General features: G+C 41.4%; 24 protein-coding genes. 9 read left to right on the top strand and 15 right to left on the bottom strand.

Annotated elements, in window-relative coordinates; genetic code table 11:
• Positions 1-38: 38 nt before the first annotated feature.
• From ACRYKC_RS15095 to ACRYKC_RS15060, 8 genes are all read right to left on the bottom strand, one after another.
• On the bottom strand, positions 39-749 hold the full coding sequence (locus ACRYKC_RS15095) for a GntR family transcriptional regulator (protein ID WP_433807782.1): 711 nt from the start codon (positions 747-749) through the stop codon (positions 39-41).
• 177 nt (positions 750-926) lie between these two features.
• Entirely contained in the window at positions 927-2,264 is a 1,338-nt protein-coding gene (locus ACRYKC_RS15090) for a glutathione S-transferase family protein (protein ID WP_433807965.1), read from the bottom strand.
• Positions 2,265-2,406: 142 nt separating this feature from the next.
• Positions 2,407-3,213, bottom strand: coding sequence for an anti-sigma factor (locus ACRYKC_RS15085; protein ID WP_433807780.1), 807 nt, complete (start codon positions 3,211-3,213; stop codon positions 2,407-2,409).
• Complete coding sequence (locus ACRYKC_RS15080) at positions 3,206-3,769, bottom strand: RNA polymerase sigma factor (RefSeq protein ID WP_433807778.1); 564 nt, start codon at positions 3,767-3,769, stop codon at positions 3,206-3,208. Before ACRYKC_RS15080 ends, ACRYKC_RS15085 begins: the two co-directional genes overlap by 8 nt.
• Positions 3,770-3,960: 191 nt before the next feature.
• Entirely contained in the window at positions 3,961-4,527 is a 567-nt protein-coding gene (locus tag ACRYKC_RS15075) for an SCO family protein (protein ID WP_433807776.1), read from the bottom strand.
• Between the two features lie 141 nt (positions 4,528-4,668).
• Positions 4,669-5,904: a dicarboxylate/amino acid:cation symporter gene (locus tag ACRYKC_RS15070; RefSeq protein ID WP_433807774.1), complete on the bottom strand. Its 1,236-nt coding sequence runs from the start codon at positions 5,902-5,904 to the stop codon at positions 4,669-4,671.
• A 378-nt stretch (positions 5,905-6,282) separates the two neighbouring features.
• The gene (locus ACRYKC_RS15065; protein ID WP_433807772.1) at positions 6,283-7,428 is read right to left on the bottom strand and encodes a trans-sulfuration enzyme family protein; all 1,146 of its coding nucleotides are present in this window, start codon (positions 7,426-7,428) and stop codon (positions 6,283-6,285) included.
• A gap of 61 nt (positions 7,429-7,489) precedes the next feature.
• Positions 7,490-8,092, bottom strand: coding sequence for an NUDIX hydrolase (locus ACRYKC_RS15060; protein WP_433807770.1), 603 nt, complete (start codon positions 8,090-8,092; stop codon positions 7,490-7,492).
• Between the two features lie 139 nt (positions 8,093-8,231).
• Between ACRYKC_RS15060 and ACRYKC_RS15055 the strand changes: the two genes are divergently transcribed.
• From ACRYKC_RS15055 to ACRYKC_RS15045, 3 genes are all read left to right on the top strand, one after another.
• Positions 8,232-8,411, top strand: coding sequence for a hypothetical protein (locus tag ACRYKC_RS15055; RefSeq protein WP_433807768.1), 180 nt, complete (start codon positions 8,232-8,234; stop codon positions 8,409-8,411).
• Positions 8,412-8,557: 146 nt separating this feature from the next.
• Positions 8,558-9,967 (top strand): hypothetical protein, encoded by a 1,410-nt coding sequence (locus ACRYKC_RS15050; RefSeq protein WP_433807766.1) that lies wholly within the window; start codon positions 8,558-8,560, stop codon positions 9,965-9,967.
• Between the two features lie 31 nt (positions 9,968-9,998).
• Positions 9,999-11,429 (top strand): hypothetical protein, encoded by a 1,431-nt coding sequence (locus ACRYKC_RS15045; RefSeq protein ID WP_433807764.1) that lies wholly within the window; start codon positions 9,999-10,001, stop codon positions 11,427-11,429.
• A gap of 37 nt (positions 11,430-11,466) precedes the next feature.
• Here ACRYKC_RS15045 and ACRYKC_RS15040 read toward each other — a convergent pair whose 3' ends face one another.
• Positions 11,467-12,237: an alpha/beta fold hydrolase gene (locus ACRYKC_RS15040; RefSeq protein WP_433807762.1), complete on the bottom strand. Its 771-nt coding sequence runs from the start codon at positions 12,235-12,237 to the stop codon at positions 11,467-11,469.
• A gap of 158 nt (positions 12,238-12,395) precedes the next feature.
• Between ACRYKC_RS15040 and ACRYKC_RS15035 the strand changes: the two genes are divergently transcribed.
• Both ACRYKC_RS15035 and ACRYKC_RS15030 read left to right on the top strand, forming a co-directional pair.
• A complete protein-coding gene (locus tag ACRYKC_RS15035; protein WP_433807760.1) occupies positions 12,396-12,971 on the top strand; it encodes an SCO family protein in 576 nt (191 codons plus the stop codon).
• 174 nt (positions 12,972-13,145) lie between these two features.
• Positions 13,146-13,286 (top strand): hypothetical protein, encoded by a 141-nt coding sequence (locus ACRYKC_RS15030; protein WP_433807758.1) that lies wholly within the window; start codon positions 13,146-13,148, stop codon positions 13,284-13,286.
• A gap of 318 nt (positions 13,287-13,604) precedes the next feature.
• On the opposite strand, the gene ACRYKC_RS15025 is transcribed toward ACRYKC_RS15030, so the two are convergent.
• Positions 13,605-14,507 carry a DUF1002 domain-containing protein gene (locus ACRYKC_RS15025; RefSeq protein ID WP_433807756.1) on the bottom strand — a complete coding sequence of 301 codons (903 nt, stop codon included), beginning with the start codon at positions 14,505-14,507 and terminating at the stop codon, positions 13,605-13,607.
• A 276-nt stretch (positions 14,508-14,783) separates the two neighbouring features.
• Between ACRYKC_RS15025 and ACRYKC_RS15020 the strand changes: the two genes are divergently transcribed.
• From ACRYKC_RS15020 to ACRYKC_RS15010, 3 genes are all read left to right on the top strand, one after another.
• A complete protein-coding gene (locus ACRYKC_RS15020; protein ID WP_433807754.1) occupies positions 14,784-15,188 on the top strand; it encodes a DoxX family protein in 405 nt (134 codons plus the stop codon).
• 25 nt (positions 15,189-15,213) lie between these two features.
• Complete coding sequence (locus ACRYKC_RS15015) at positions 15,214-15,738, top strand: type 1 glutamine amidotransferase domain-containing protein (protein ID WP_433807752.1); 525 nt, start codon at positions 15,214-15,216, stop codon at positions 15,736-15,738.
• Between the two features lie 439 nt (positions 15,739-16,177).
• Positions 16,178-16,930, top strand: coding sequence for a C40 family peptidase (locus ACRYKC_RS15010; RefSeq protein ID WP_433807750.1), 753 nt, complete (start codon positions 16,178-16,180; stop codon positions 16,928-16,930).
• A gap of 64 nt (positions 16,931-16,994) precedes the next feature.
• Here the strand turns inward: ACRYKC_RS15010 and ACRYKC_RS15005 are convergent, their stop codons facing one another.
• From ACRYKC_RS15005 to ACRYKC_RS14990, 4 genes are all read right to left on the bottom strand, one after another.
• Positions 16,995-18,152, bottom strand: a complete 1,158-nt coding sequence (locus tag ACRYKC_RS15005) for an acyl-CoA dehydrogenase family protein (protein ID WP_433807748.1) — start codon at positions 18,150-18,152, stop codon at positions 16,995-16,997.
• Between the two features lie 157 nt (positions 18,153-18,309).
• Positions 18,310-19,110 carry a YtvA family blue-light photoreceptor gene (ytvA, locus tag ACRYKC_RS15000; RefSeq protein ID WP_433807746.1) on the bottom strand — a complete coding sequence of 267 codons (801 nt, stop codon included), beginning with the start codon at positions 19,108-19,110 and terminating at the stop codon, positions 18,310-18,312.
• 83 nt (positions 19,111-19,193) lie between these two features.
• Complete coding sequence (locus ACRYKC_RS14995) at positions 19,194-19,754, bottom strand: nucleotidyltransferase family protein (protein ID WP_433807744.1); 561 nt, start codon at positions 19,752-19,754, stop codon at positions 19,194-19,196.
• A 2-nt stretch (positions 19,755-19,756) separates the two neighbouring features.
• Complete coding sequence (locus tag ACRYKC_RS14990; RefSeq protein WP_433807742.1) at positions 19,757-20,617, bottom strand: LysR family transcriptional regulator; 861 nt, start codon at positions 20,615-20,617, stop codon at positions 19,757-19,759.
• Between the two features lie 112 nt (positions 20,618-20,729).
• Between ACRYKC_RS14990 and ACRYKC_RS14985 the strand changes: the two genes are divergently transcribed.
• Complete coding sequence (locus ACRYKC_RS14985; protein ID WP_433807740.1) at positions 20,730-21,941, top strand: MFS transporter; 1,212 nt, start codon at positions 20,730-20,732, stop codon at positions 21,939-21,941.
• A 316-nt stretch (positions 21,942-22,257) separates the two neighbouring features.
• Here ACRYKC_RS14985 and ACRYKC_RS14980 read toward each other — a convergent pair whose 3' ends face one another.
• A complete protein-coding gene (locus tag ACRYKC_RS14980) occupies positions 22,258-22,722 on the bottom strand; it encodes a GNAT family N-acetyltransferase (RefSeq protein WP_433807738.1) in 465 nt (154 codons plus the stop codon).
• Positions 22,723-22,760: the final 38 nt, after the last annotated feature.

The raw sequence follows: 22,760 nt of genomic DNA, 5'->3' as shown, positions 1-22,760 counted from the left end.
GACAGGTTATAACTTATTGCAATAAGTTAGCGGGTAGTTTAATTTCCAATTTCTACTCTATAATCGAAATAATAAGGAAGATATTTAGTCTGGCTGTACTCAATCGGAACCGAATCGCCTCCAAGCGTATTCCGAGTAATAGTAATCAACGGTTCACCTATTGCTATACCAAGGAGGTCAGCTTCACGTTGAGTAGCACTTGAAGCCGAAATTCTTTCTTTAATATTTGTGTAATGAATATTCTTTTGACCCATTTTTGGAAACAAATCAAAGATATCTTCTATGTGAACGTGAACTTTCTCGGCCACATCTAATGGCAGAAACATTTGCTGGTATCCAATTGGAGTCCCATCTGAAAATCTGAGCCTTTCTGCCATAAACACTTCCTCATAATCATCTACATTCAATTTAGCTTTCGCGGAATAGAATTCTTTACTTTTTCTTTCGTTAACAATTTTTACAGATAATTGCGATCCCCTTTCATGGTGAAAAACGCCAGGGTTAGCCATTTCTTCGTCTGGGACAAGGCGAACTTTAGTTGGAGCCCCTCGCCTTGTTTCTAACATTCCATTTTGGGCAAGCTCTCGAATCGATTGCCTAATCGTTGTGCGGCTCACATTAAATTGCTCCATCAGCTGGCTTTCTGAAGGAATAGAAGATCCTGGTGTCCACACTCCCTCTTTTATATTGGTTATCATTTTATTTTTAATTTGAATATACAATGGCAGTTTTCTTTGCTTTTCTGACATGTTTGAACTCCTTTTTTAAGAAACACTTTTTTCTATTTTAAAGGACTGGTCATCACAGTGCCACCATTGCCGAGCAGAATAAAATAGCCGCCCCCTAAATTAGAGACGGCCATCAATGGTTCTGTTATATAATAAGAAGCTCTTTATCCTTCAAAATCTCACTAATCCGAGTAGACCTTACTGCTTTCTCGGTTGTCTGCGCAGGAAGATCCCCGTTGCGGCAATGGCTGCAAGAATGGAGGCATACAACCAGATGTTGTTATCAGACGCCGTCCCACCCATGCCTGTATCTGGCATTTCTTCCGGCATTTTATCACTCATGAATTTATCAGGGTATGCTGCTACAATTCCAGTAGAAAGGGCTTTAGATGCACCAAACATGTGAGCATAAGAATCTCTTAATGTCATATATGTTTTTTCATAATCTTCTGCTGCATATTGATCAAATGTATCGAACAAGTAATCCGCATGTTGCTGGAGGCTTGGAGTGAGTTTGTCTGCGCTCAACTCCCCTTTGGTTCCCTCTTCAAGGAACTTAGCGAAGGTTTCACGATAATCTTCCAGAGCTTTCATCGCTTCTTCTTGCTTCGCTTCATCTTCATTAGCGGTAGCTTTCACGTAAGATACGAAGTCGTCGATATGCTGTGTCCAAATATCATTGAATTGTGTACCAGCATCTTCACCAAAAATGGATGTGATTGCTTTAGTTAAGTCCTTTGTATTATTAGAAAGAGCTTTAGCAGATGCTTCGAAATCTTCAGAACCGTCCAGACCATTTTGCATCGCCATTGTAGCTAGTCCAACATGTTCACTTAGAAGGTGGTTCAAGTTAGAGCGAAGGTCGGCTGCCGGGGTGATGGCTTTCGTATTGTTAAATTTATCAGGAAATTGATTAACAATTGCACTGGACATCCCTTTACTTACTCCATACATATGTTCAATCGCTTCGCGCTCCTTCATATAAGCTTTTTCATAATCCCCCGCTCCATAGGCATCAAAGGCACCAATTAGTTGGTTGACGTGCATCTGTAAGCCTTCAGCTAGTGCATCAGCTTTCAAACGATTTCCAGTTGCGTCAGAGATGAATGTAGAGAAGTCCTGGCGGTATTGGTTCAATTCATCCAGCGCCTTTTTTTTCGCCTCTTCATCTTCATTTCCTGTCGCTTTTACATAATCCACAAAGTAACCAATGTGAGAAGACCACATCTCATTAAATTGTTTCCCTGCTTCTTCCCCATAAACCGATTCGATGGCAGCTGTTAAATCTTCTGTGTTAGCAGAAAGAGCGGCAGCTGCTTGTTGAAAGTCAGCAGCACCTTCTGCCCCTTTTCTCATTGTTTCAACAGCAAGGTAGGCATGCTCACTGAACAAGTTATCTAGCTGGGATCGTAATTCTACTGCTTCTGTTTGTGTTTGAGGTATTTTATGATCTTCCGCGTTCACAATATCCAAAGACGTTGGCAGCAATAAACTGGCACTCATAGGGACAACTAGTAATGCTTTTTTGAAATTCATGATCCGATCATCTCTCCTTTGATTTTGTTTATTCACTTAGCTATCGCATTGGATGTAACATTGGATCAGTTTTCTTCCAAAAAAAATTAAAAAAATTGCAGACAGCTGTCAAAAGCTGTCTGCATCAGGGTTTTTCGCTCATCTATAATTCTGAACTTAATATGACTTCTCCTTGTGGGGTTTTGCTTGTCGCATCAGGTTCTTTAGATATTGCAACAGCATCCCAGTTGGTATCTTCCGGCAATTTATCCAAAGAATAAGATACTGCACCTTCTCCGTTTTCGTTGGCAACAAATGTCCCTGCACGGTAAGGTTTTTCACCTTGGATCAACCATACTTGATAAACCTCATTTCCTTCTAGCTGATCAAGTTGTTCTGCTTGTAGTGTAAGAATATCACCCGTTTTTTGCTGGATAAGGGCAGCAGAAGCCGTTGCATCAATTCCCTGCCCTTGAAGCTGCACTCTTTTCATAACCTGGTCGGTTCCATCTTCAGGCGCATCTGGCGGGGCGGGTTCAGGGGTCGCTTCCTCATTATCGATAACCAGAGCGTATAAGTTCCCGGCAATGGATAACACCAATGCTGCTACAAGAACGCGTATTAACCATACCGGTTTTTTACGTACTGAATCCTCTTCTTTTTCTTGTTTTTTCTTATCAAAATCTACGATGCTATTCGGTTTATTTTCTGATGATGTCTTATCCTTCTCACCTAAAGTAGCAGTCGGTGATTCCTCAGAAAACACATTTCCTAATACTCGGTCTTTCATATCTTCAGGAGGGTCTACGGGGTCAGAAGCAAATGGCAGATCAGCTGTCAACATTTGCAGCTCTTCCAGCTCATCTCTGCAATCCGCGCACGTTTCTAAGTGTTTTTCAAATTCATTCTTCTCTTTCTCACTTAATTGATCATTAAAATAATCCATTAACAGATCACATTCGTTACGCATCATGCACCCCTCCTTTCTGTGAGGCTAATTGTTTCTTTAAATGTTTTAAGGCGAGTCTTATTCGGCCTTTAACCGTCCCAAGAGGTATATGGGTTTGTTCAGCTATCTCTCTTTGACTTAACCCTTTAAAATAAAATAAATCCACCATTTGTTTTTGTTCTTCTGATAAGTACTTCACTGCTTTACGAATTTGCTCTCCTTGTTCTTTCCACTCCACGATGTCCTCTGTTGACTCTGCACCTTCTTCTGGAATGTCCGTTTCCTTTTCAAAAGCAACGTTATGCTTTTTATATTTACGGATAAGATCAATGGCTGTATATCTAGTGATGGTGACAATCCACGATGAGAATCTCCCTTTCGACTCATCATACGTCGCTTTTTGTGTCCAAATTTTAATAAAAACTTCTTGTAATACTTCTTCAGCTAACGTCTGATCTCCGGATAATTTAATGACGAATGAATAAAGCAGCTTTTCATATTTATCATATAACGATTCAAGTGCCTGCTTATCCCCATCAAACAACCGTTGATAGAGCTCATGATCACGATTGCTCATAGCACACTCCTTTGTTGGTGGATATAAGTCATCATAGCATACGCACGGCTAACTTTTCCCTTGGAGCTAAGCTATGTAGCTATCGTCAATAATTGTGATTTGGATCATTTCACAATAAAAAATTCCCCTTTAAAACTGATTAAAAAGGGAAATGATCGTGTATTTTATGGATAGTACATTTAAAAGTTTCATTACTTTACTTTCTTCAGATCTTCTACAATCTTCTGCATTTCCTCTTCACTTGTTCCTTTATATTTCTTTATGGCTTCCCCCTCAGGGTTAACGAGGAAGAAACTTGTTCCGTGCATATATTGATCAGAATCGGGGATCTCATCGACTAAACTTTTGAAAGACTTGATAGAAAACTCTTTAATGGTTTGAAAATCATATCCAGTCAAAAACGTCCAATTGCTGTAATCAGCTCCGAATTTACCTCCATATTCTTTTAGTTTGGAAGGTGTGTCGGTTTCAGGATCAATACTGAAAGATACTAACTGGACATCTAGCTCCTCTTTTTCCAACTTGTCCTGAAGAATAGACATATTCCTTGTCATTGGAGGACAAACGGTCTCGCAGCTTGTAAAGATCGTGTTGGCTACCCACCACTCCCCTTTTAAATCTTCCTTACTAAGCTGATTTTGATCTTGCGTCGTAAAATTAAAAGGCTGAACTTCTTCAGACATGTTACCCTCAATCTTCTGCCCACAGGCAGTAATAATAAGTAAAAGTAGAATAAAGCTGTATTTCCATGCTTTCATAAAAAATCCCTTTCCATAAGTAATCACTAGTAGTTCTAGTATAGTATAAATCCCCATATGAATTGTGAATACTTTGTATCAAATGAAAACATAGAACGAAAAAAAAGCTGACCTCCAAAGAGATCAGCTTTTTCAATGCTATTAAGCTTGCATTCTAGCTTCTTCTTGTACATCGTGTTTCTTCTCAGATTCAGAAACGACGACGGCACAAGCTGCATCACCAGTGATGTTAAGAGCGGTACGTGTCATATCCAATAGACGGTCAATACCGATAATTAACGCAATTCCTTCGACTGGAAGGGATACTTGGTTCAAGACCATCGCTAACATGATCAAGCCTACCCCTGGGACACCAGCAGTTCCGATACTAGCGAGAACTGCTGTCAGTACAACCATGACAAGTGCACCAAAGCCCAGCTCTGTTCCATAAACCTGTGCGATGAAGATGGTGGCAACCCCTTGCATAATCGCTGTTCCGTCCATATTAATCGTAGCACCCAAAGGTTGGACGAAGCTGCTGATCGGTTTAGGAACATTCAAGTTCTCCTGTGCCGTTTTCATTGAAATCGGCAGTGTGGAACTACTGCTTGATGTACTAAACCCGACCGTCATGGCTGGGAAGAAACCTTTGAAGAAAGCAATCGGATTCATTTTTCCAAGGAACTTAACAGCTGACCCGTAAGTTACAATGGCATGAATGAACAGGGCACCGATGACAACGAGCATGTACATGCCCATTGCTTTTGCACCTTCTAGCCCCATCGTTCCGATAGCTGACGCAAGCAACCCAAATGCACCATAAGGAGCAAAGCGCATAATCAAGTTAACAAGATACATCATGATTTCGTTTCCTTGATCAATTAATTTGTAGATTCCTTCTGTTTTCTTACCTAAAATAGCGAGAGCGAGACCAATGAATATGGAGAAAGCGATAATTTGGAGCATGTTCCCTTCAGTCATAGACTGAATAGGATTGGTCGGAATAATATTCGTAAAGGTTTCAACCACCCCAGGTGCTTTTTCTGATTCATATTCTGCACCTTGCGTTTCAATATCAATGTTGCCTGGCTGGAAGATATAAGCCAATGAGATCGCGATACTAATTGCAATTGTTGTAGTCGCTAGGAAGAACCCAATCGTTTTTCCACCGATTCGGCCGAGCTTCTTTGGATCTCCCAAGGAAGCAGTTCCTAGAGTAATAGAGAAGAAGACGATTGGTACAACTAGCATTTTAATTAAGTTTAGAAAGATGGTACCAAGAGGACTGAATACATAAGTGTCAAGTGTGGTGAATACATCTGGAGCAGCAAAGTGCAGGGTGAGCCCGACAACTGCACCAAGAATTAGACCAATAAAAATTTTAGTCGTTAATTTCATGGCAAAACCTCCTATAAATGATAAATAAATGAAAGCGCTTCCCCGTATTTTCTTTAAAAAAAGCTAAATTCTCTTATAAAATTTAAAACAAGTCCTTATAAGAAATATTGCTTCCATAGATGTTGAATTTTTTCCGCTCTCTGGTGCTTAGGTTGTTTTTCTTAAAAAGGGTAGAACTTGCTAATTATGAATTATAGCATACTAACAATAGATGAGGAATAGAAATTTTTGTAAAATTAAGACTAACCTTCAACCCTATTACTATTGGTGGAGGGCCCATTCACCTAATCTGCTTTTAACAAACAACAAATAAAAAGAAGCTTCCCAAATAACTTTCAGGAAGCTTCATAAATTATGAGGATTTGTAGGTCTTCCTCATCATTTTATCGATTGATTAATACACTGTTCGAACTGAGTGATAATATCTTCTGCATCTTCAATTCCAATCGATAGACGAATGACAAAATCATTGATTCCGATGTTCTCCCTTTCTTTTTCTGATAAGGCACGATGTGAAGTTCTCACCGGATACGAAACGGTTGTCTCTACACCTGCTAAAGTTGGAGCAATCTTAATCCAACCTAAAGAACGAAAGAACTGCTCAATATCCAGTTGATGATCAAGCTCAATGGTAACAATAGCTCCATGGCCTTGCTCAGATACATACTCAGGATAGTACACACGTTTCACAGATGGATTCTCTCGCAGTGCTTGCGCCAGTTGGTTTGCATTATCAGACTGCTGCTTCATTCGGAGCCCAAGCGTTTTTGCACCTCGCTGAGTAAGCCACGCTTCAAATGGGCTTAAATTGGAGCCGAGAGCAACAACCTTTTCCGTCGCTTTCTGAATGAGCTCCTCCCCCCCGACTAGCACGCCGCATGTGACATCACTGTGGCCGCCAATGTACTTCGTTCCACTATGTACAACGAGATCGACCCCTTTTGTGTAAGGCTGTAGAAGATAAGGCGTCGCAAAGGTGTTATCGACCATTGTCTTGACCCCAGACTGTTTCGCTACCTCAACCAATTCTGTAAGATTGTCTACTCGCAAAAACGGATTGGTAATCGATTCCGTATATAGTAGTTTTGTATTGGATTTGATTTCATTTTTGACTTTTTCCATGTCAGAGAACGATACCATACTGACTTCAATTCCAAAGGTTTGCAGTTCTTTCGTGATCAGTTTATGGGTGCCTCCATATAAATCCTCAGCAGCCACGATGTGATCACCAGCTTTTGCAACAGAGAGAATACCAGCAAGAATGGCTGACATCCCTGATGAAGTAGCTACTCCAGACTCTGCTTCTTCAAGGTTTGCCACTGTCATTCCTAACTCGTCGGTATTCGGGTTCTTTTCCCTCGTATAGAGGTAAGGACTTTTCCCTTCATAATAGCTTTCCATATGATCCAAGTCTTTGAACGTGAAAGCCGAAGTCTGATAAATCGGTGTGCTTTTACTGTTCTGAATTTGTTCCTGGGACACTTTATGATGAACTACTTTCGTATTAAAAGATGTGCGATTCATTGGATTTCCACTTCCCTTCCTCTCATTAATCAATGATTATATAGAGATGAATTACCGTTTGTCAAAGTTTTTCGACATTTTCCGTAATCGCCTTAATGATGAACTGATAGTAAGCACGGTCATGCGGAACAAGCTGATCCATTGATAGGAAACCTTCTTGTTCAGCCAGGACTGAATGAAATGAAACGGACGCCACCTCACCATTAACTACCTCTTTAAATGAATGGAGTGCAACCTTTACTACATCTGCCACTTCTTCTCCTATGGAAAACGTTCGCTCTCCGTCCCAATTGAAGAGAAAAACTCTGCAAATTTCTTTGTCTTTCAAATTTCCATCGCTCAAATCCTGCTTAAATGTACCCGCTTCGATTAAATCAGAAGGAGAGACGTTCACACCGATCTCTTCTTCTATTTCTCTTACCCCACCCATGACCACTCTTTCCCCTGCTTCAATATGGCCGGCTGCCGTTATATCATACAAGCCCGGAAAATCTTTTTTATCCTCGGCCCTTTTCTGAAAGTAGAGAAAAATGTCTTCTTGATTCACTTCATAAAACCAGCACTGAAATGTTTCGTGCCAATCCCCGTCCCGGTGTATGTCTTCTCGTGATTTAACCCCTATCGGTTGTTCCTGTTCATTAAAGATCGTCAGCTTTTCATTCATAATTTCCTCCTACATTTTAAGCACATAAAAATTCCTAACACGGTCAATCTAAAACTATAGCTATTCCATCTTACCACGATGAATAGCAAGGTTTCAGTTTAAGTAACAGCAGGAATAGTTAAATGAAGGAGTGATGAAAATGGAAGACCGAAAGACCCGACGAGGAACAGTCGAGCAAACGAACGAAGCAGCTGAAATCTTCAGCCAGGCGATGAGATTCAATAAAGTCTTCGCCCCGGATCAAAAAGCTGAAAAGCTGGAAGACGATTCTGAAAGCGATGCGATGCTCCACCATTACTCAGATAAAGACAACAAATAAAGCCTTGCTCCATTTTTTGGAGCAAGGGCTTTTTTATTTCTACTACAAAATGATCAGAATAGTCTGTTATGATAAGGATAAAGTCATGAAAAATTTAACAATTAACTGTCCGGAGCTCGTGACAGCAGAGAAAGGAACGGCGCCTTATGCGGAGTAAATCCAAGTGGATCGGTATCGTTGTCGTCCTCCTTGCATTTGCAGTAGGTACATATGTAATGACTGCAGATAGCGACCAGAAAATGACGTACTCAAAAGATTCAAAACCTCAGCGTAAAGCAAAGCCCGTTGATAAAGAACAATTGCCCATTCAATGGAATGAAGTGGATACATATACACAAGTGCAGGCTTTTTTTAATGAATATATTCCTGGCCTACAATTAGCAAGGGAATACGACGTAACCACCACTATCAACCAATCTGCAGCGATTCCTGGCAGAGACGGACGGATGCAAGTAAATGAAGTCTGGCATAGCGGTCACGTGATTCACATTTTTTACAGTATTGACCTTTCGGCGCTCATTGAGGATCATACTCAGGGAGATCCTCCCTACCTACAGGAAATTTCAATAGAAGGTAACGATGGAATAGAGAACCAGACACTTCGCTCCTTTGGGCAGCCGATCCGATTTGAGCAAGGAGTCATTTTTGAAAATCGATTATACACAGTGGTGCAGGTCCCTCCAATTACAGAAAATAATCACCCACCTGGCAAATGGAATCCTGAAAATACGCCTCCCGTTGATCAAACCTTATCCACCCTATTTCAACTGGAGTTTGAAAACCAGTCCTATCAACCTGAGGCCATCCCCATCCATTACCAATACGATCCAGCCAAAAACACAATAGGCACCTATACTTTTCATAAGTCTTACAGCCATGATGGTCTTACAGTCAAGCCTCTTGAATTGAAGCTAGGTATCGAGTTCAGCCATATTAAACTGAAGATTAAAAGTGAAGATGCGCAATTCAACCGTTCTTTAGATGCCACCTTAATCATAGATGAAGATGAACAAATCCCCATATCTTTATATCTTAGCGAGACGGAGCAGGAAGATGTCTACATCGGTTTTGTCCGTCATTTACGCTCTGTACCGAAAAAAGCCACCCTAAAAATAAGCAATGTTCATCTCCGAAACGGTACGTCCTATAGTTTTTCTGTCGATGTGTCTCAAAGCAAGGATAAAAATCAAAGAATCGATAAAAAAGTCGCCGAGGCTTTTCAGACAGACGTTTACTTGAAAGAGATCTCTAGCCGAGGGACAGCGGGAACTGACTTAAGCTTAGCCTTTCGTCCACAGAATGATGACCAGAAGACTAAACTGATCGGTGTTTCCCCAAGTCCCATAGATAGTGAAAACTATGAACGCCCGCAAGTCGTTCACATAGAAAATGACAAGGGTGAAGCAACCCAAACAGAATATGGGGGCTCAGAACGTAACGCATTTATTAGTATTGAGGAAGATTTACTGACAGATGCAAACCAACTTGAAGTGACTGTGAACGGTATTGTGTTTTCAAAGAAAATTGACCAGACGTTCGAAATTGACCTCGAATAGAAGAAAGGATGACAAACTGACAGCTATGCGTATGAAAAACCAAAAGAAGTGGTTGATTGTTGCGGCTGTGTTCCTGGCATTTGCAATAGGCGCCTATGTCACCACAGCTGATCAAGGAGAAAAGCTTCAATATAGTAAGGAATCAAAAATACAGAGAAAAGCAAAAGCGGTTGATAAGGAGAACCTACCACTTACTTGGAGAGAGGTCGAGAGTGAAGCAGAAATAAAAGAATTTTACGAAGGTAAGATTAGAAGCCTAAAACTTGCTCGTGATAAAGGATTAACGACTACGCCGCAAGTTTCTACACCTGTTCAAAGGCGGGACGGAAGAATTCAAATTAACGAGTTATGGCACAATGGCCGAGTCGTCCACATTCTTTATAGTATTGATTTATCTACTCTAGTAAGCGAGGAAAAGAATGAATATACTCGTCCGCCTTCTCTGCAATCTCTTCAATTGGATGGAGAAAATCAATCAGACTTCTCTATTGAAAGTTTTGGAAGACCTATTAAATTCCCTGAAGGAGTTATCTTTAAAAATCGGCTGTATACGTTCGCTCAAGTGCCTTCGTTTACGGGTGAAGGGGGCCCGGAAGACAGAAATACCAGGTTTAAGCCTTTTGATAAGGAATTAGCCACAACTTTTAATTTCCATATTAATGGACAGGCATTTCAAACTGAACCCGTCCCTTTACATTATATATACAACCCAGAGGAACACCAGCTTGGCACGTACACCTTTAGCGAGACATATGAGGAAAAAGGTCTCACGATCCAGCCTCTCGAGTTAAAAATGGGACTAGATAAAAACACACTCAAATTAAAGGTTAGAGATAAAGCTGGGACATTCAATCAAATGATTGAAGGAGCATTTATGATGGGCAATGGGCAAAGAATTTCCCTGGCACCGGCACTAGAAAAGATCTCTGGAAAAGAAGAAGTATATGAAACAGAATTTTATACAAGTTTTGAAGAAAGGAAGCCACCTGAAACAATCACCTTCAACCTTGAGCGTGTACACCTTGCCGGAGATGCCTCTTACTCATTCGACTTAGAGGTCTCAGCGAAAGATTTAACTAACGCCAGTCGCAAGCTCGTTGATAAAAAAGTTGCAGAAGCTAAGGATACTGATATTATTTTAATGCACAAGAATCAACGTGGCTCACGGAATAGCATGAATGTGCAGTTAAACTTCCGTGCCCAGAATCATGAACAAGAAGAGGTGTTAGTATCATCTTCGCCAGCTTTTTACTCTAAAACTCCAGAGGAGCGGCCTAAAAATGTGCACATTAAGAGTGACAATGGAGAGTCCGATAAAGTGATGATGAGAGGATCAGGCGATTTCGGCTATTTTAATGTAAATGAAGATTTGATCAAGGAAGCCTCAAAACTAAGCATAACAGTCAATAATGTGCCTCACGCTCGAAAAATTAACCATTCTTTTGAAGCCATAAAACAATAAATGTGAAAAAAGCAGAGGTGCTAAACCTCTGCTTTTTTTAAACAATTTGTTTTTTCTGCAAGAAATCTCTTAACGTTTCATTGAATATCGGCCAATGGGTAGCTGGAATCTGATGATACGCACATTCAATGATCGAAAGTGTAGCATCATCGCATTGATTGTAATACTTGGCATGATAATTAATCCAAAACTCTTTATTCCCATACATTACTAACAGCGGTACAGTTAGTTGTTTCAAGCGGCGACTGCAATCAAAGTGAAGCGCTCGATTATAAAATTCATACCAGGCATCGGGATCAGATTTTGCCATATGTTCATTCAGCTCGCGTTTTATTTCAGGATCTCTGAAGTGAGAGTGACTAAGCAGCTTCGCTAAAGTTTCAGGGCTTTTTCTTACCCATTCCATTCCTGCTAAAAATTCAAGGCGCAGCCCGCCCGTATCCACCTTCGGAAATCCACCGGCAAGCACTACTCCGTTAACACGATCAGGAAAAGTGAGCGCAAATTCCTGTGCGACCATCCCTCCGCACGAATAACCGACAATGACTGTTTTCTGAAGCTTCAAGTGATCCAACAGCTTCCTGACTTCACGAGCATAAAAACTAATATCAGGAGCTTTGGATATAACTTCAGAGTCTCCATTGCCGCTCAAATCCGGGAATATAATTCGATAATGTTTGGCTAATTCATGTTGCTGCCGAAATACTTTTCTTCCCATACCAGGGGGATGAATAAAAATGATTGCTTCCCCGTTTCCCATATCATCATAAAAAAGTTGTTTTCCACCTTGACCTGTATAGTAAGGCATTTTCATCCCTCGCTCATCATTGATGGTACCTTAGGTTTTCCGCTTATTCCTGAAATATACAATTGAGGACGACTTCAATTATGGTAATTGTTAAATTGACACGTTTATTTTGCGAATCGTAAACTAGAGATTGAGGCTGATTTTGGAAGGAGAAACTTATGAAGAGTAAAATGATGATTATAATGGTTGGAATTTTGTCCCTCATTCTCGCCGCTTGCGGGTCGACAGGGCTTAGCGATACACTTGATTGGGAAGTTAAAGATTTCCAAGCAACTACCCAAGATGAAGAATTATTATCTGTATCTGATATGGAAGGAAAAGTTTGGCTGGCCAACTTTATCTTTACTTCTTGCGATACGATTTGTCCGCCTATGACACGAAATATGGCAAAGGTACAGGATATGTTGATAGAAGAAGGAGTAGAGGCTGAGATTGTCTCGTTCAGTGTTGACCCTACAGTAGATACACCAGAGAATTTAAAGGAGTTTGGTCGAGAGCACGGGGCGGACTTTAGCAATTGGACGTTCGTAACAGAATATAAACAAGAACAGATTCAAAATTTTGCTCAGGAAAGCTTCAAAACTGTTGCTATGAAGACCGAAGGAAACGACCAGGTCACTCACGGATCTTCCATCTACTTAGTTGGTAAAGAAGGAAAAGTACTTAAAAAATATAAAGGGGACGTTGATGTCCCTTATGAACAAATCGTGGAGGACGTAAAAGCGGCAAAATAAATAAGAAAGAACCCTCTGGCCATCCATTTACTGCCAGAGGGTTCTTTAATTAGATTGTATTATCCTCTATTACTTCCTTATCCTGAAGACTTCAATTGGATTTAACTATGAAGGGTGATCCCGTTTACGAGTACCAGGAAAGCTGGGAGGGGAAACCGCTCGCTTTCCGCGGGGATGACGGCAAGCTTCGTCGGTTTTTCAACCTGCGGGATCTTGCCAGCCATACCATTCCCGCAGGAGTCTCACAATTTCCCCTCCCACTTTACGTTTGTATGGCTTAACGGAACCACCAATAAAGAAACAGAAATAACTTAACGTGACTCTTTATACCAATAGAACTGCAATTAATACCCGATTTGAATAGGTTCGTTAGCTAATGTAAGCTGGGATGTCTGGAAAATGACGAGGCTCCCGCGGGAGAAGGAGCTAGGCGAGACCCCACAGAGAGCGTAGCGAATGAGGAGGCTTGCCAGTTCCCCCGCAGGAAAGCGAGTTATTTTTCAGGCATCCCTTAACTCTCTTTTTCGGGAACGAACCTACCACGAAATAAAGCCTTCAACCCCCTGATACTTTACTATAAATTGTATGATTGTAATCAATCTACAAAAACAAAACTACCGTCTTATATAACCTTTAATTAAATAAAGATGAAATGAAGTTGCTTAGTGAACGGAAAAAGTTTTGCACAGCCGATTTCAAGTTGTTCCAGAACCCTTCATCATTGACTAAGTCTTGTATGCTGCCTGTTAAATCATCTAATTGGTTACGCACTTGATCGAAGTCTATATTCAAATTCCGCATTCGTTCAAACAAATCCGTCAATCGCTGACGATCTTCAGGGCTTAGCTCTATATTAAGTGCCTGAAGCTGTTCTTCCACAATTTGCTCGACTTCTTCTCTAGTAGCAGGATCCTGTTCAGCAATAGCTTTCTTAATTTCCGTAAGTAGTTTACTGATTTTATCCTTGTCAACGCCTTCTTCTTCAGCAATGGATGTAGCAACATCCAACTCTTCACTTGCCACCTGCATCCGTTCTTCATCAAGTTTTACGCCTTTGGCATCGTAAGCTTTATATATTCCCGTAAGAGCAGAATGTCCGCTGACTTTGACAGAAGAAGCCACAAGCACCTCTGCATTTTCCACCCCTGCGGTAAGAAGGGCATTGGAATACATTTCTTTTGTTACCTGAGTAATGTTATCAGGTGTTACAATATCTATCGTAAGCCCCGCTCCGTTATCTTTGTGCAGGATCTTTACTGATGAATACATATTAGAATTCGGATTACCTCCGATATAATTCGCTAAATCCTGGCCGTTGACCGTAAATTCATCTACCTGGTCATGCTGGTCGACCTTCAGGAGATCTGCTACTTCTGATTTTTGTGAATCTGAAAGAGCCTCTCCATACACAACAATCGGTAAACCTAATTTCTCGTTTATGCCCTGATCATTGGTTGACGCATGACTTACATTCAATCCAGCAAAACTGGAAACGAAAAGCATGACAAGCGCGAGAATAGTTACTAGTTTTTTCATAGATCTCGACCCCTTATAGTAGAATCAAATTTCGTTTAACCTTATCCTAAGCTTAACGACTATTATACATAACTTTCTCAATTGTACATCGATACTTTGCATCATTTCCTATCGAACACAATCAATATACGATAAACAGCATTCGCAAGTTTCAATTTTTTTATGAGGGCTCTGATCGTGTTAGTAATTTCCTATAAAAACATACTGATCCAAGCACTTTCAAGCGAGAATCTTTTATAAATAGTAGAATACAACTTATTGAATGGAAGTGAATGTATGAAGATTTTCAAAACAATTGGACTTTATATTTTTGCGGCAGCTTTGTTTTATGCCGGTGTTACTCATTTCATTTATGACCATGGGTTTGCGCGTATGCTTCCTGATTGGGTTCCCCTTAAACTTATCATCGTTTATGTTACGGGTATTACCGAATGGCTGCTAGCTCTACTTCTACTCTTTCCACAGACAAGGAGAGCAGCGGGATTTGGGACTGCCGCTTTTCTGATACTCGTGCTACCCGCAAACATTTATGCAGCCATTTATGGAATTCCAGCCCCCTGGAGTGAAGAAACGCCACGGATCGCTCTTTGGATTCGTCCTTTGTTCCAGCCGCTTCTTATCTGGTGGGTCCTCGTTGTGACTAAACATTCGAATCGTCAAAAAGGGTTTGATACACTATAATTAGCACACCAAAAGGAGGAACGATATGCGTTTAGAAAATAAGAAAGTCATTGCACTTGTCAGCCAAGACTTTGAAGATTTAGAGCTATGGTACCCGCTCCTCCGCCTTCAAGAAGAAGGAGCAACTGTTCACCTCGTTGGGGAAGAAGCAGGAAAAGAATATGGAGGAAAGTATGGTGTCCCTGCAAAAGCGGATTACGCTTTTGATGATATCAACCCTGCCGATTACGATGGAATTCTCGTGCCAGGAGGGTGGTCTCCTGACAAGCTGCGCCGCTTTGACAAAGTCATTGAAATGGTGCGTCATATGGACGAACAGCGAAAACCAATCGGCCAAATATGCCACGCAGGATGGGTACTGATTTCCGCTGACATCTTACAAGGGAGAAAAGTTACTAGTACTCCTGGTATCAAAGATGATATGAAAAATGCCGGTGCTGCTTGGTACGACGAAGCTGTTGTTCAGGACGAGCATATTGTCTCTGCCCGCCGTCCACCTGATTTACCACCTTATGCAAAAGCCTACGCTGATTTATTGGCTGAGAAATAGTAAAGCTGTAAGCACCTTTCACTTTCCAGGTGAAGGAAGCTTAACGAGACACACATTTAAAGAAAACACAAAAGCAAATTTGAGGGACGAGATCGCATCTGATTTCGTCCTTTTATTATTGTAGTAACGAAGAAAAAGTAATTTCTATGACAGCTATCCCATCAGAAGTCTCCCTATTTTATCCCTTCACATAATTGAATAACAGAATACGTATCGCCTGAAATTCTCACCTGTAAAAAAGTTTAATGTTGGCTTAATGTCAGTGCAACTTTGTTACAGAATTCTTTTGTTAGACTGGAAATTGGTTTGAAAGGCGTAATCAAGTAACATAGCAGCTGACTATAAAAATCATTTCAAACTACTTATAAACAACCTTTAATTTTCACCTGTCTTTCAAACTGTCAAACTTCAGCAAGAATCTGAGCAAGGAGGAGTTCAATTGTACAAGTCTAAATCAGTCGCACGAAAATATGTGATTTCATCTGCTTTGGTGGCCTCTATGGCATTTTCTCCAGCCTTAAGTGAAGGGGTTTTTGCAAAGGCCGATTCAGATGCTGTAGAAAAATCCGATTCTAGCGGTTCATTAGAGACAGACGCTCTTAATAAAGGGGACCGCGGCCAGGAGGTCACGGCGTTACAAACGGAGCTTGAATCTCTTGGTTATTATACATATAGCCTTGATGGTCTGTTTGGTCCAATCACAGAAGATGCAGTTGAAGACTTTCAAAGAGACCAGGGACTTAAGGTAGACGGTATAGCGGGACCTAAGACCATGGAGGCACTTTCCTCTACAGAATCGGCTTCAGAGGACTCTGAGACGGTGTCCGTTTCGCAATCCGAAGTGGTTTCCATTGCGAAAAGTTTGATCGGCACACCATATGTATGGAGCGGCACGTCACCAGACGGTTTTGACAGCAGCGGTTTCATCCAGTATGTGTTCAATCAAGCTGGAATCGACTTATCACGAACAGAACGTGACATGTGGAAATATGACGGGCAACAGGTAGAATCTGCATCCATCGGTGATGTCGTCTTTTTTGAAGGGACATATGATGTAGAAGGAGCTTCACACAGCGGGATTTATATCGGAGATAACCAAATCATCCACGCTGGAAGCGACGGTGTAGAAATAAGTGACCTTAGCTACGACTATTGGCAAGATCATTATCTAGGTGTCAAATCATTCAAATAAAACAGTAGTAAAGCCAGTGCATTGTGCACTGGCTTTTTTCAACAGCAAAACCTTTCCAGTTAAATTACTCGATCGCACGTTTGGCAAGCATACTTACAACGGCATCGTCCATCGGAGGGTTATGCAAGCCCGCCCTAACGTCACGGTAATACTTTTCAAAAGAGTACTGCTTTGATAAGCCCCTGCCGCCAGCAATACGCATAGCTAAATCTACGACATCCGCTGCTGTGTTTGTCACGGCTAACTTCACAGCCGCAAGATCTGCTCCCATGTTTTTACGCTGGTGGGGTTCTGCATCCCACTTCTTCGCTGTCGCATACATAAATGAATGGGCCTGGAGCAGCTTCCATTCCATTTCACCTATTTTGTCTTGAATATGTGACACTTCAGCAATTGGTTTATCTAAGCTATTCGGCTGAAAATTTTTCGCAAATTCAATCGCATCATTTCTAGCGGCAACAGCAATCCCTAAATAACAAGCAGGGATATGCAAAAGCCAGCCTTTAGGCAAAGGTTTCCCTTCAGACTTCACTTCAACCAAATCATTTACATTCAGTTCTACCTCGTTCATAACCAAATCGTCACTCTCAGTTCCCCTCATTCCGAGCGTATCCCACGTTTTTTCTACGGATACTCCAGGCTGATGGCGATCTACCAAGAACCAGCCTACTTTATCCAGATCATCAACGTACGCTGATACAATATAATAATCCAGGTGGTCGGCCATGGAGGTGAAGGTCTTCCTGCCTGTTAGAACATACTCATCCCCTCTACGAACGGCTTTTGTCTCAGGAATGCCCCCACGAGTTGGACTTCCAGTCGCAGGTTCCGTTGCCGCCCGGTTAACGACCTTTTGATCGTCTGCAACCTCTTTGGCAAGGCGTTCAAATTGGTCAGCTTTCCAGAGTTGATCATCTTTCAGTTCCATCATGATGCCCAGATGCCACCCGATCGATAGAGCGACAGCCCCATCTCCTTCTGCGATCTTTTCCTGAAGCAAGAGGAATTCATACAATGATAAATCTTCCCCGCCATATCTAACAGGTAATGTCAAAGAAGGATAACCTTCCTGCTTAATGACCTTCAGCGTTTTTGCAGAAAACACCGCATCACGATCCGTTTCTTTCAAATGGTCTTTGGCTTCTTCGGATATACGTTCAGCCTTCTCGAAGAGGCGCTTTTGACGGTCATTTTTTATCAAGTCTTTAAACACATCTATCATCTGTTTCACTCCTGCATTCAATCTTTAGTTTAAATCATACTAAATATGTCGGTTTTTAACCAATGCCTAGCTCATCATACAGGATGAACCAATGTAGAATAGATTACCCTTTTTTCATAAAAAGAAATCCCGACACCTGCTCGATGTCGGGAGTGTATTACTTAACTTGAATAGCTTGAAGGGCTTGCTTGACAGACGCGTATGTTTGGAGAGACAGTTCACTAAAATCAGCGTAAGGAGCGCTTTGCATGGCAAAAGAAGGGTTAATGCCCGTAATTACAAGAGTCGTTCCCATCAAATCAAGCAGTTGGTTCATTTGATAAATGCCCATATGTACATCTTCATTATAGGAATGCACAGCAGACATATCCATAATGAGAAAGTCTTCTTTTGATTCCTTGACATGATGACTGACTGCTTCCAGCATTTGATGGAGACGTTCATCATCCACAGTTCCCACTAGCGGTAATACCGAAATTCCGTTCTCAACCGGAACAATTGGGGTAGATAAACGCTTCACCTCTGAAAGATAATGACCAATCAGTTCTTCCTGCTGGCGTCGGTGGGTCACATCTTTTTGGACGCCTACAAAAAAAGTCTGATCCATTTGTTCTAAGTAAACAGGAAAGATTTGCAGTTCATTCCAGAACATCGTCCCGTCTTTACGATAATTCTTTAATTCTACCTGCACCTTCCGGCCTTCCTTGAGACCTGTACGAATTTTCTCAACTTGGTTAGGGCTCGTGTCTTCCCCCTGCAAGAAGCGGCAGTTCCTGCCGAGTATTTCCTCGGCTTTATAGCCTGTCAGTTCTTCAAACCCTTTATTGCAGTAAATCATAGGGTTGTCCTCTTGTTCCGGATCAGTAATGACAACGCCAGCTCCCACTCGATCAATAGCTACTTTAATAAATTCATTCTGTTGAATTTCTTCTAATTTATCAAATGATAGTTGATTCATGGCAAACAATCCCCTTTTGATATGAATGAATACTATTATAATAAAATGAATCTCTGAAAAATTCCAATGGTATCAAAAGCCATCTACCACGGCATGACCATAACTTGAGGCCACTTCCCCTTCCATTTCCTTGCTTTCTCATGGTAGATCTCTTCTGTAATTAATTCTTTATTCGGCCGGATAATCATCCGAAATAAATCCTCCAACCCAAAAGGAGCGTATACCTTATATCCGCTACTCATCCGCTGTACGCCAACAGCTGAAGCTGTCGTAGGCCATGTACGGATAGCCTGTTCACAAGATCGATAAGAGGCGATTTGTTTATTGAACTTTTGTTCGTACCAATGATGGACAAGCGCCTCATTAGTTAAATCGATGTCATAAGGGAAGTCGGGAAGCTTTTCTTTTATACGCTTCTCCAACAGCTTTTCTTCTTTTCGATCAGCGGACTCAGTGGAATCAAAATAAATGACATCCGCGTCGTCGATTCCATAGGTTCGTTCGTATCCATGCAAGTGATTCCAAACAGTCTGGGTAATAACTCCAGCACCAATATAGTAGTCTGTAAGAAATGGATCACATGCATCAAATAGTTTTGGCAAGTAGGGATGGGATTGAACGATCTCGATCAGTTTAGCCTCCATCATCACCCTCCTAACGTCCAGTCTCTTCCCATAATTTCTTTCAAAAAAGCATTGACTTGTGGCAATTGGCTAATCACTTCTTTCCTGCATATCCAAGTTTCTCGAGTATAGAGCCGATTCCCTTCCATGAGGGGAATGTGAGCACATGTCTCCATTTTAGTTAGACTGATGCTCTCAGGAAGAACCGTCATCCCTAATTCCCGCTTCATCATTTGCTTGGCCGTTTCAAAATGATCGACTTTCATTGCTCGTCTGAACCGAATCTGCGTCTGACTGCTTATCCAGCTTTCTATTAGCCGTTGAAAACCTGGATCACTTTTAAATTCTATGAACGGACGCTCCTCCCCTTTTTCTAAAGGATACGTATCAAACAAGTGCAAGGGATCACTGAATAAACGGTCACACTTAAACTCTTTCAGCGGCTCCCCTCTTATGACACACACATGAAAATCTTCAGCAGATTGCCGGATTTCTTCACTTACACCTGTCACAAGATCAACAGTTACATCAGGATACTTTTCAGTAAAAACTCTCAATACTTCAGGTAAAAAATACTGACTGAAAAGAGAGGATGCTCCGATTGATAAGGTGCCGGATATGGTTGAATTAGTAAGAGCAAGACGGTTACGAAGGGCTTCTTCATTCTTTATTACTCTCACAGCGTGTTCAAGCACTACCTCCCCGAATGAAGTCGGGACTAGCTGTTTAGAAGTCCGAAGAAAAATTCTCCCTCCAAGATCCTCTTCAATATACTTTAGCCGCTGAGTAATCGCCGGCTGAGAGATGAGGATTTTCTTCGCTGTAGATCGGATCGTTCGATAGTCTTTAAGATTGATTAATAAACGATAATCATCGATCTTCATACAGCCACCTCCTATAACTATTGGTTATCACTTTTTATAATAACTCAATATTATCCTTATTCCTAAATATGGTATAGGATGAAATTAGCTTACAATGAAAGAAGGGAAGGACATGAACAGGACTCAAACCCCCAGTTTGCTCAGCAGTTATTTTCTTTATGAGTGTGGCAGGGCTATGTATTTTGTACTGGTTACATGGTTTCTGTTTCAATGGACAAAAGATGCGCTCTATACAGGGCTTTTTGTAAGTTTTGGGTTTTTACCCGGTTTAGTATCAAACCTGATTTTCGGAGTCATTGTCGACCGCTACAATCGGAAGTTTCTAGCCCTTCTGGCTGGCGGGGGAAGTGTACTATTCCTGTTGCTGTTGTGGGGAGCTTTTTTCATGAACCTGATCAATCCATGGGTTATGATTGGCACGCATATGATGCTCCAAACAGCAGGATCCTTATTCAGACCCTCTCTTCAGGCCCTTGTCGCTGAAGTATTTAAGAAAGAAGCTTTGCCGAGGATTTTTTCTTTGTCAGGCTCATCTACCATTGCAGGCAGCTTAGTTGGTGCTGGGCTTGGAGGTCTTTTTTCTGGCTGGTTTGCTGTTGAGACATCTATGTTAATCGTCATCGGTTTGTATGCGGGAGCCTTTATAGCTACAGCGCTCATTTCTTATGAGCGAAAGGATAGAAAATCAACAGGGCAGTCTCCGTCCTTTTGGAGAGAATTAAAACAAGGGTTTACTTATTTAAACACTCACCAAATGTTATATGGACTTTTCGTGATGATGATGCTCGGCCAGCTTACCTTTCATACGACGCTCGGATTCTTATCTGTCTACACTAGTGCCTATTTGCATCAATCTTCTACTATCTACGGTTTGCTGGATGCTACCTTCTCGGTGGGAGGGATTACGGCAGGGCTGCTTGGTACATGGTGGTGGATGAAATGCAAGAACCATTTAGCCATCTGGTCGTTATTGACCGTTGCGGGAGGATTACTCTTACTATCACTTGCTCAGCATACGCTTATCGCGTTTATGGGAGTTTTATGTGTTGGAGTTGGAACTTCATTAGTTCGCGCGCTTTTGCAATCTGTTCAGCAAATAGCAACAGATAAAGAGTTTCATGGCCGAATGTCGAGCTTCCGCATGCTTTGCAATCAAACGTCTGTGGTCATCACCGGTCCATTATTCGGGTACATTGCTGCTTCCTATGGAGCCAACTATGTTTTTTTATTTTTACTCATTCCGATTGCGCTCGGTACCATTTGGGCATTTTTACAGGCGAGAAACCCCATATTTATTGCAATCACAAACCAAAAAACAGCATAAGGAGAAGGTATGTTTCTGAAGCCGAAACATACCTTCTTTATTAAAATAACGAGTCGTAATCATTTGTCATTGAAGGGCTCTCTGCTCTGCTTATCTCGTCTCTTCCTTCGGTGCTTTATAAACCTTCTCCACTTCTACTCCCAGCGTCTTTAAGTATTCGACAATCTGGTCTAGGCTCTTCATGATTTCACCTCAGTATTTGAAAAAAGATTTTGGCTCGAAACCACACCATTTCGTTCCGATATCAATCATACGTCCGAATCAAGGAAAACGTTTCGTTTTTTTTTGGTATAGTGCCCAATACCCTGTATTCGTTTCAAGTATTCAGCTTTTTACACATTCGAAAATTTTTTATCGATATTCCTCGAATAATCCTCGTTTGCTCGTTTGATTCTCGGAATCCCTGTGCTGTAAAGAACGGTTTCGCTGTCAAACTGCTCTCCGTCTCTATAGCATCCAATCCTGACTGAACCGCTCGCTCTTCCAGAAACTGTACCAGTTTTTTGCCCACACATTGATGCTGAAAATCCTTATGCATATACAAAAGATCCAACACCTCAGCATAGAGACTGGCAACGCCAATGATTTGGACGTCCTGAACAGCGACCCACGTGTCGGAGTCAGAAAGACGCTTTTGCCATCTTGCTGAATCTTGAAAACCAAAAGACCAAGCCCAAATTTGCTGAGCATCATAATCGAAGCGGTTTACCTCACGGATCGTATCTTGAATGAGATGCAGAATTTCTTCTGTATCTTCGTTGCAATATGGGCGTAGTTCCATACAATCCCTTCTCTCATCACTCTCATAATACCAGAAAA

Source organism: Halobacillus sp. A1-3 (genome assembly GCF_050971765.1).
In the GTDB taxonomy this organism is placed as follows: domain Bacteria; phylum Bacillota; class Bacilli; order Bacillales; family Halobacillaceae; genus Halobacillus; species Halobacillus mangrovi_B.
This window is presented reverse-complemented; position numbering and strand designations above follow the sequence as displayed.

Coding starts and splice junctions, on each gene's coding strand:
- ACRYKC_RS15025 (WP_433807756.1), bottom strand. CDS start 14,507: ATGAAAAAACTAGTAACTATTCTCGCGCTTGTCATGCTTTTCGTTTCC.
- ACRYKC_RS15015 (WP_433807752.1), top strand. CDS start 15,214: ATGCGTTTAGAAAATAAGAAAGTCATTGCACTTGTCAGCCAAGACTTT.
- ACRYKC_RS15005 (WP_433807748.1), bottom strand. CDS start 18,152: ATGATAGATGTGTTTAAAGACTTGATAAAAAATGACCGTCAAAAGCGC.
- ACRYKC_RS15020 (WP_433807754.1), top strand. CDS start 14,784: ATGAAGATTTTCAAAACAATTGGACTTTATATTTTTGCGGCAGCTTTG.
- ytvA (WP_433807746.1), bottom strand. CDS start 19,110: ATGAATCAACTATCATTTGATAAATTAGAAGAAATTCAACAGAATGAA.
- ACRYKC_RS15095 (WP_433807782.1), bottom strand. CDS start 749: ATGTCAGAAAAGCAAAGAAAACTGCCATTGTATATTCAAATTAAAAAT.
- ACRYKC_RS15040 (WP_433807762.1), bottom strand. CDS start 12,237: ATGCCTTACTATACAGGTCAAGGTGGAAAACAACTTTTTTATGATGAT.
- ACRYKC_RS15070 (WP_433807774.1), bottom strand. CDS start 5,904: ATGAAATTAACGACTAAAATTTTTATTGGTCTAATTCTTGGTGCAGTT.
- ACRYKC_RS15045 (WP_433807764.1), top strand. CDS start 9,999: ATGAAAAACCAAAAGAAGTGGTTGATTGTTGCGGCTGTGTTCCTGGCA.
- ACRYKC_RS14990 (WP_433807742.1), bottom strand. CDS start 20,617: ATGAAGATCGATGATTATCGTTTATTAATCAATCTTAAAGACTATCGA.
- ACRYKC_RS15030 (WP_433807758.1), top strand. CDS start 13,146: ATGACGGCAAGCTTCGTCGGTTTTTCAACCTGCGGGATCTTGCCAGCC.
- ACRYKC_RS15085 (WP_433807780.1), bottom strand. CDS start 3,213: ATGCGTAACGAATGTGATCTGTTAATGGATTATTTTAATGATCAATTA.
- ACRYKC_RS15080 (WP_433807778.1), bottom strand. CDS start 3,769: ATGAGCAATCGTGATCATGAGCTCTATCAACGGTTGTTTGATGGGGAT.
- ACRYKC_RS14995 (WP_433807744.1), bottom strand. CDS start 19,754: ATGGAGGCTAAACTGATCGAGATCGTTCAATCCCATCCCTACTTGCCA.
- ACRYKC_RS15090 (WP_433807965.1), bottom strand. CDS start 2,264: ATGAATTTCAAAAAAGCATTACTAGTTGTCCCTATGAGTGCCAGTTTA.
- ACRYKC_RS14985 (WP_433807740.1), top strand. CDS start 20,730: ATGAACAGGACTCAAACCCCCAGTTTGCTCAGCAGTTATTTTCTTTAT.
- ACRYKC_RS14980 (WP_433807738.1), bottom strand. CDS start 22,722: ATGGAACTACGCCCATATTGCAACGAAGATACAGAAGAAATTCTGCAT.
- ACRYKC_RS15050 (WP_433807766.1), top strand. CDS start 8,558: ATGCGGAGTAAATCCAAGTGGATCGGTATCGTTGTCGTCCTCCTTGCA.
- ACRYKC_RS15035 (WP_433807760.1), top strand. CDS start 12,396: ATGAAGAGTAAAATGATGATTATAATGGTTGGAATTTTGTCCCTCATT.
- ACRYKC_RS15060 (WP_433807770.1), bottom strand. CDS start 8,092: ATGAATGAAAAGCTGACGATCTTTAATGAACAGGAACAACCGATAGGG.
- ACRYKC_RS15075 (WP_433807776.1), bottom strand. CDS start 4,527: ATGAAAGCATGGAAATACAGCTTTATTCTACTTTTACTTATTATTACT.
- ACRYKC_RS15055 (WP_433807768.1), top strand. CDS start 8,232: ATGGAAGACCGAAAGACCCGACGAGGAACAGTCGAGCAAACGAACGAA.
- ACRYKC_RS15065 (WP_433807772.1), bottom strand. CDS start 7,428: ATGAATCGCACATCTTTTAATACGAAAGTAGTTCATCATAAAGTGTCC.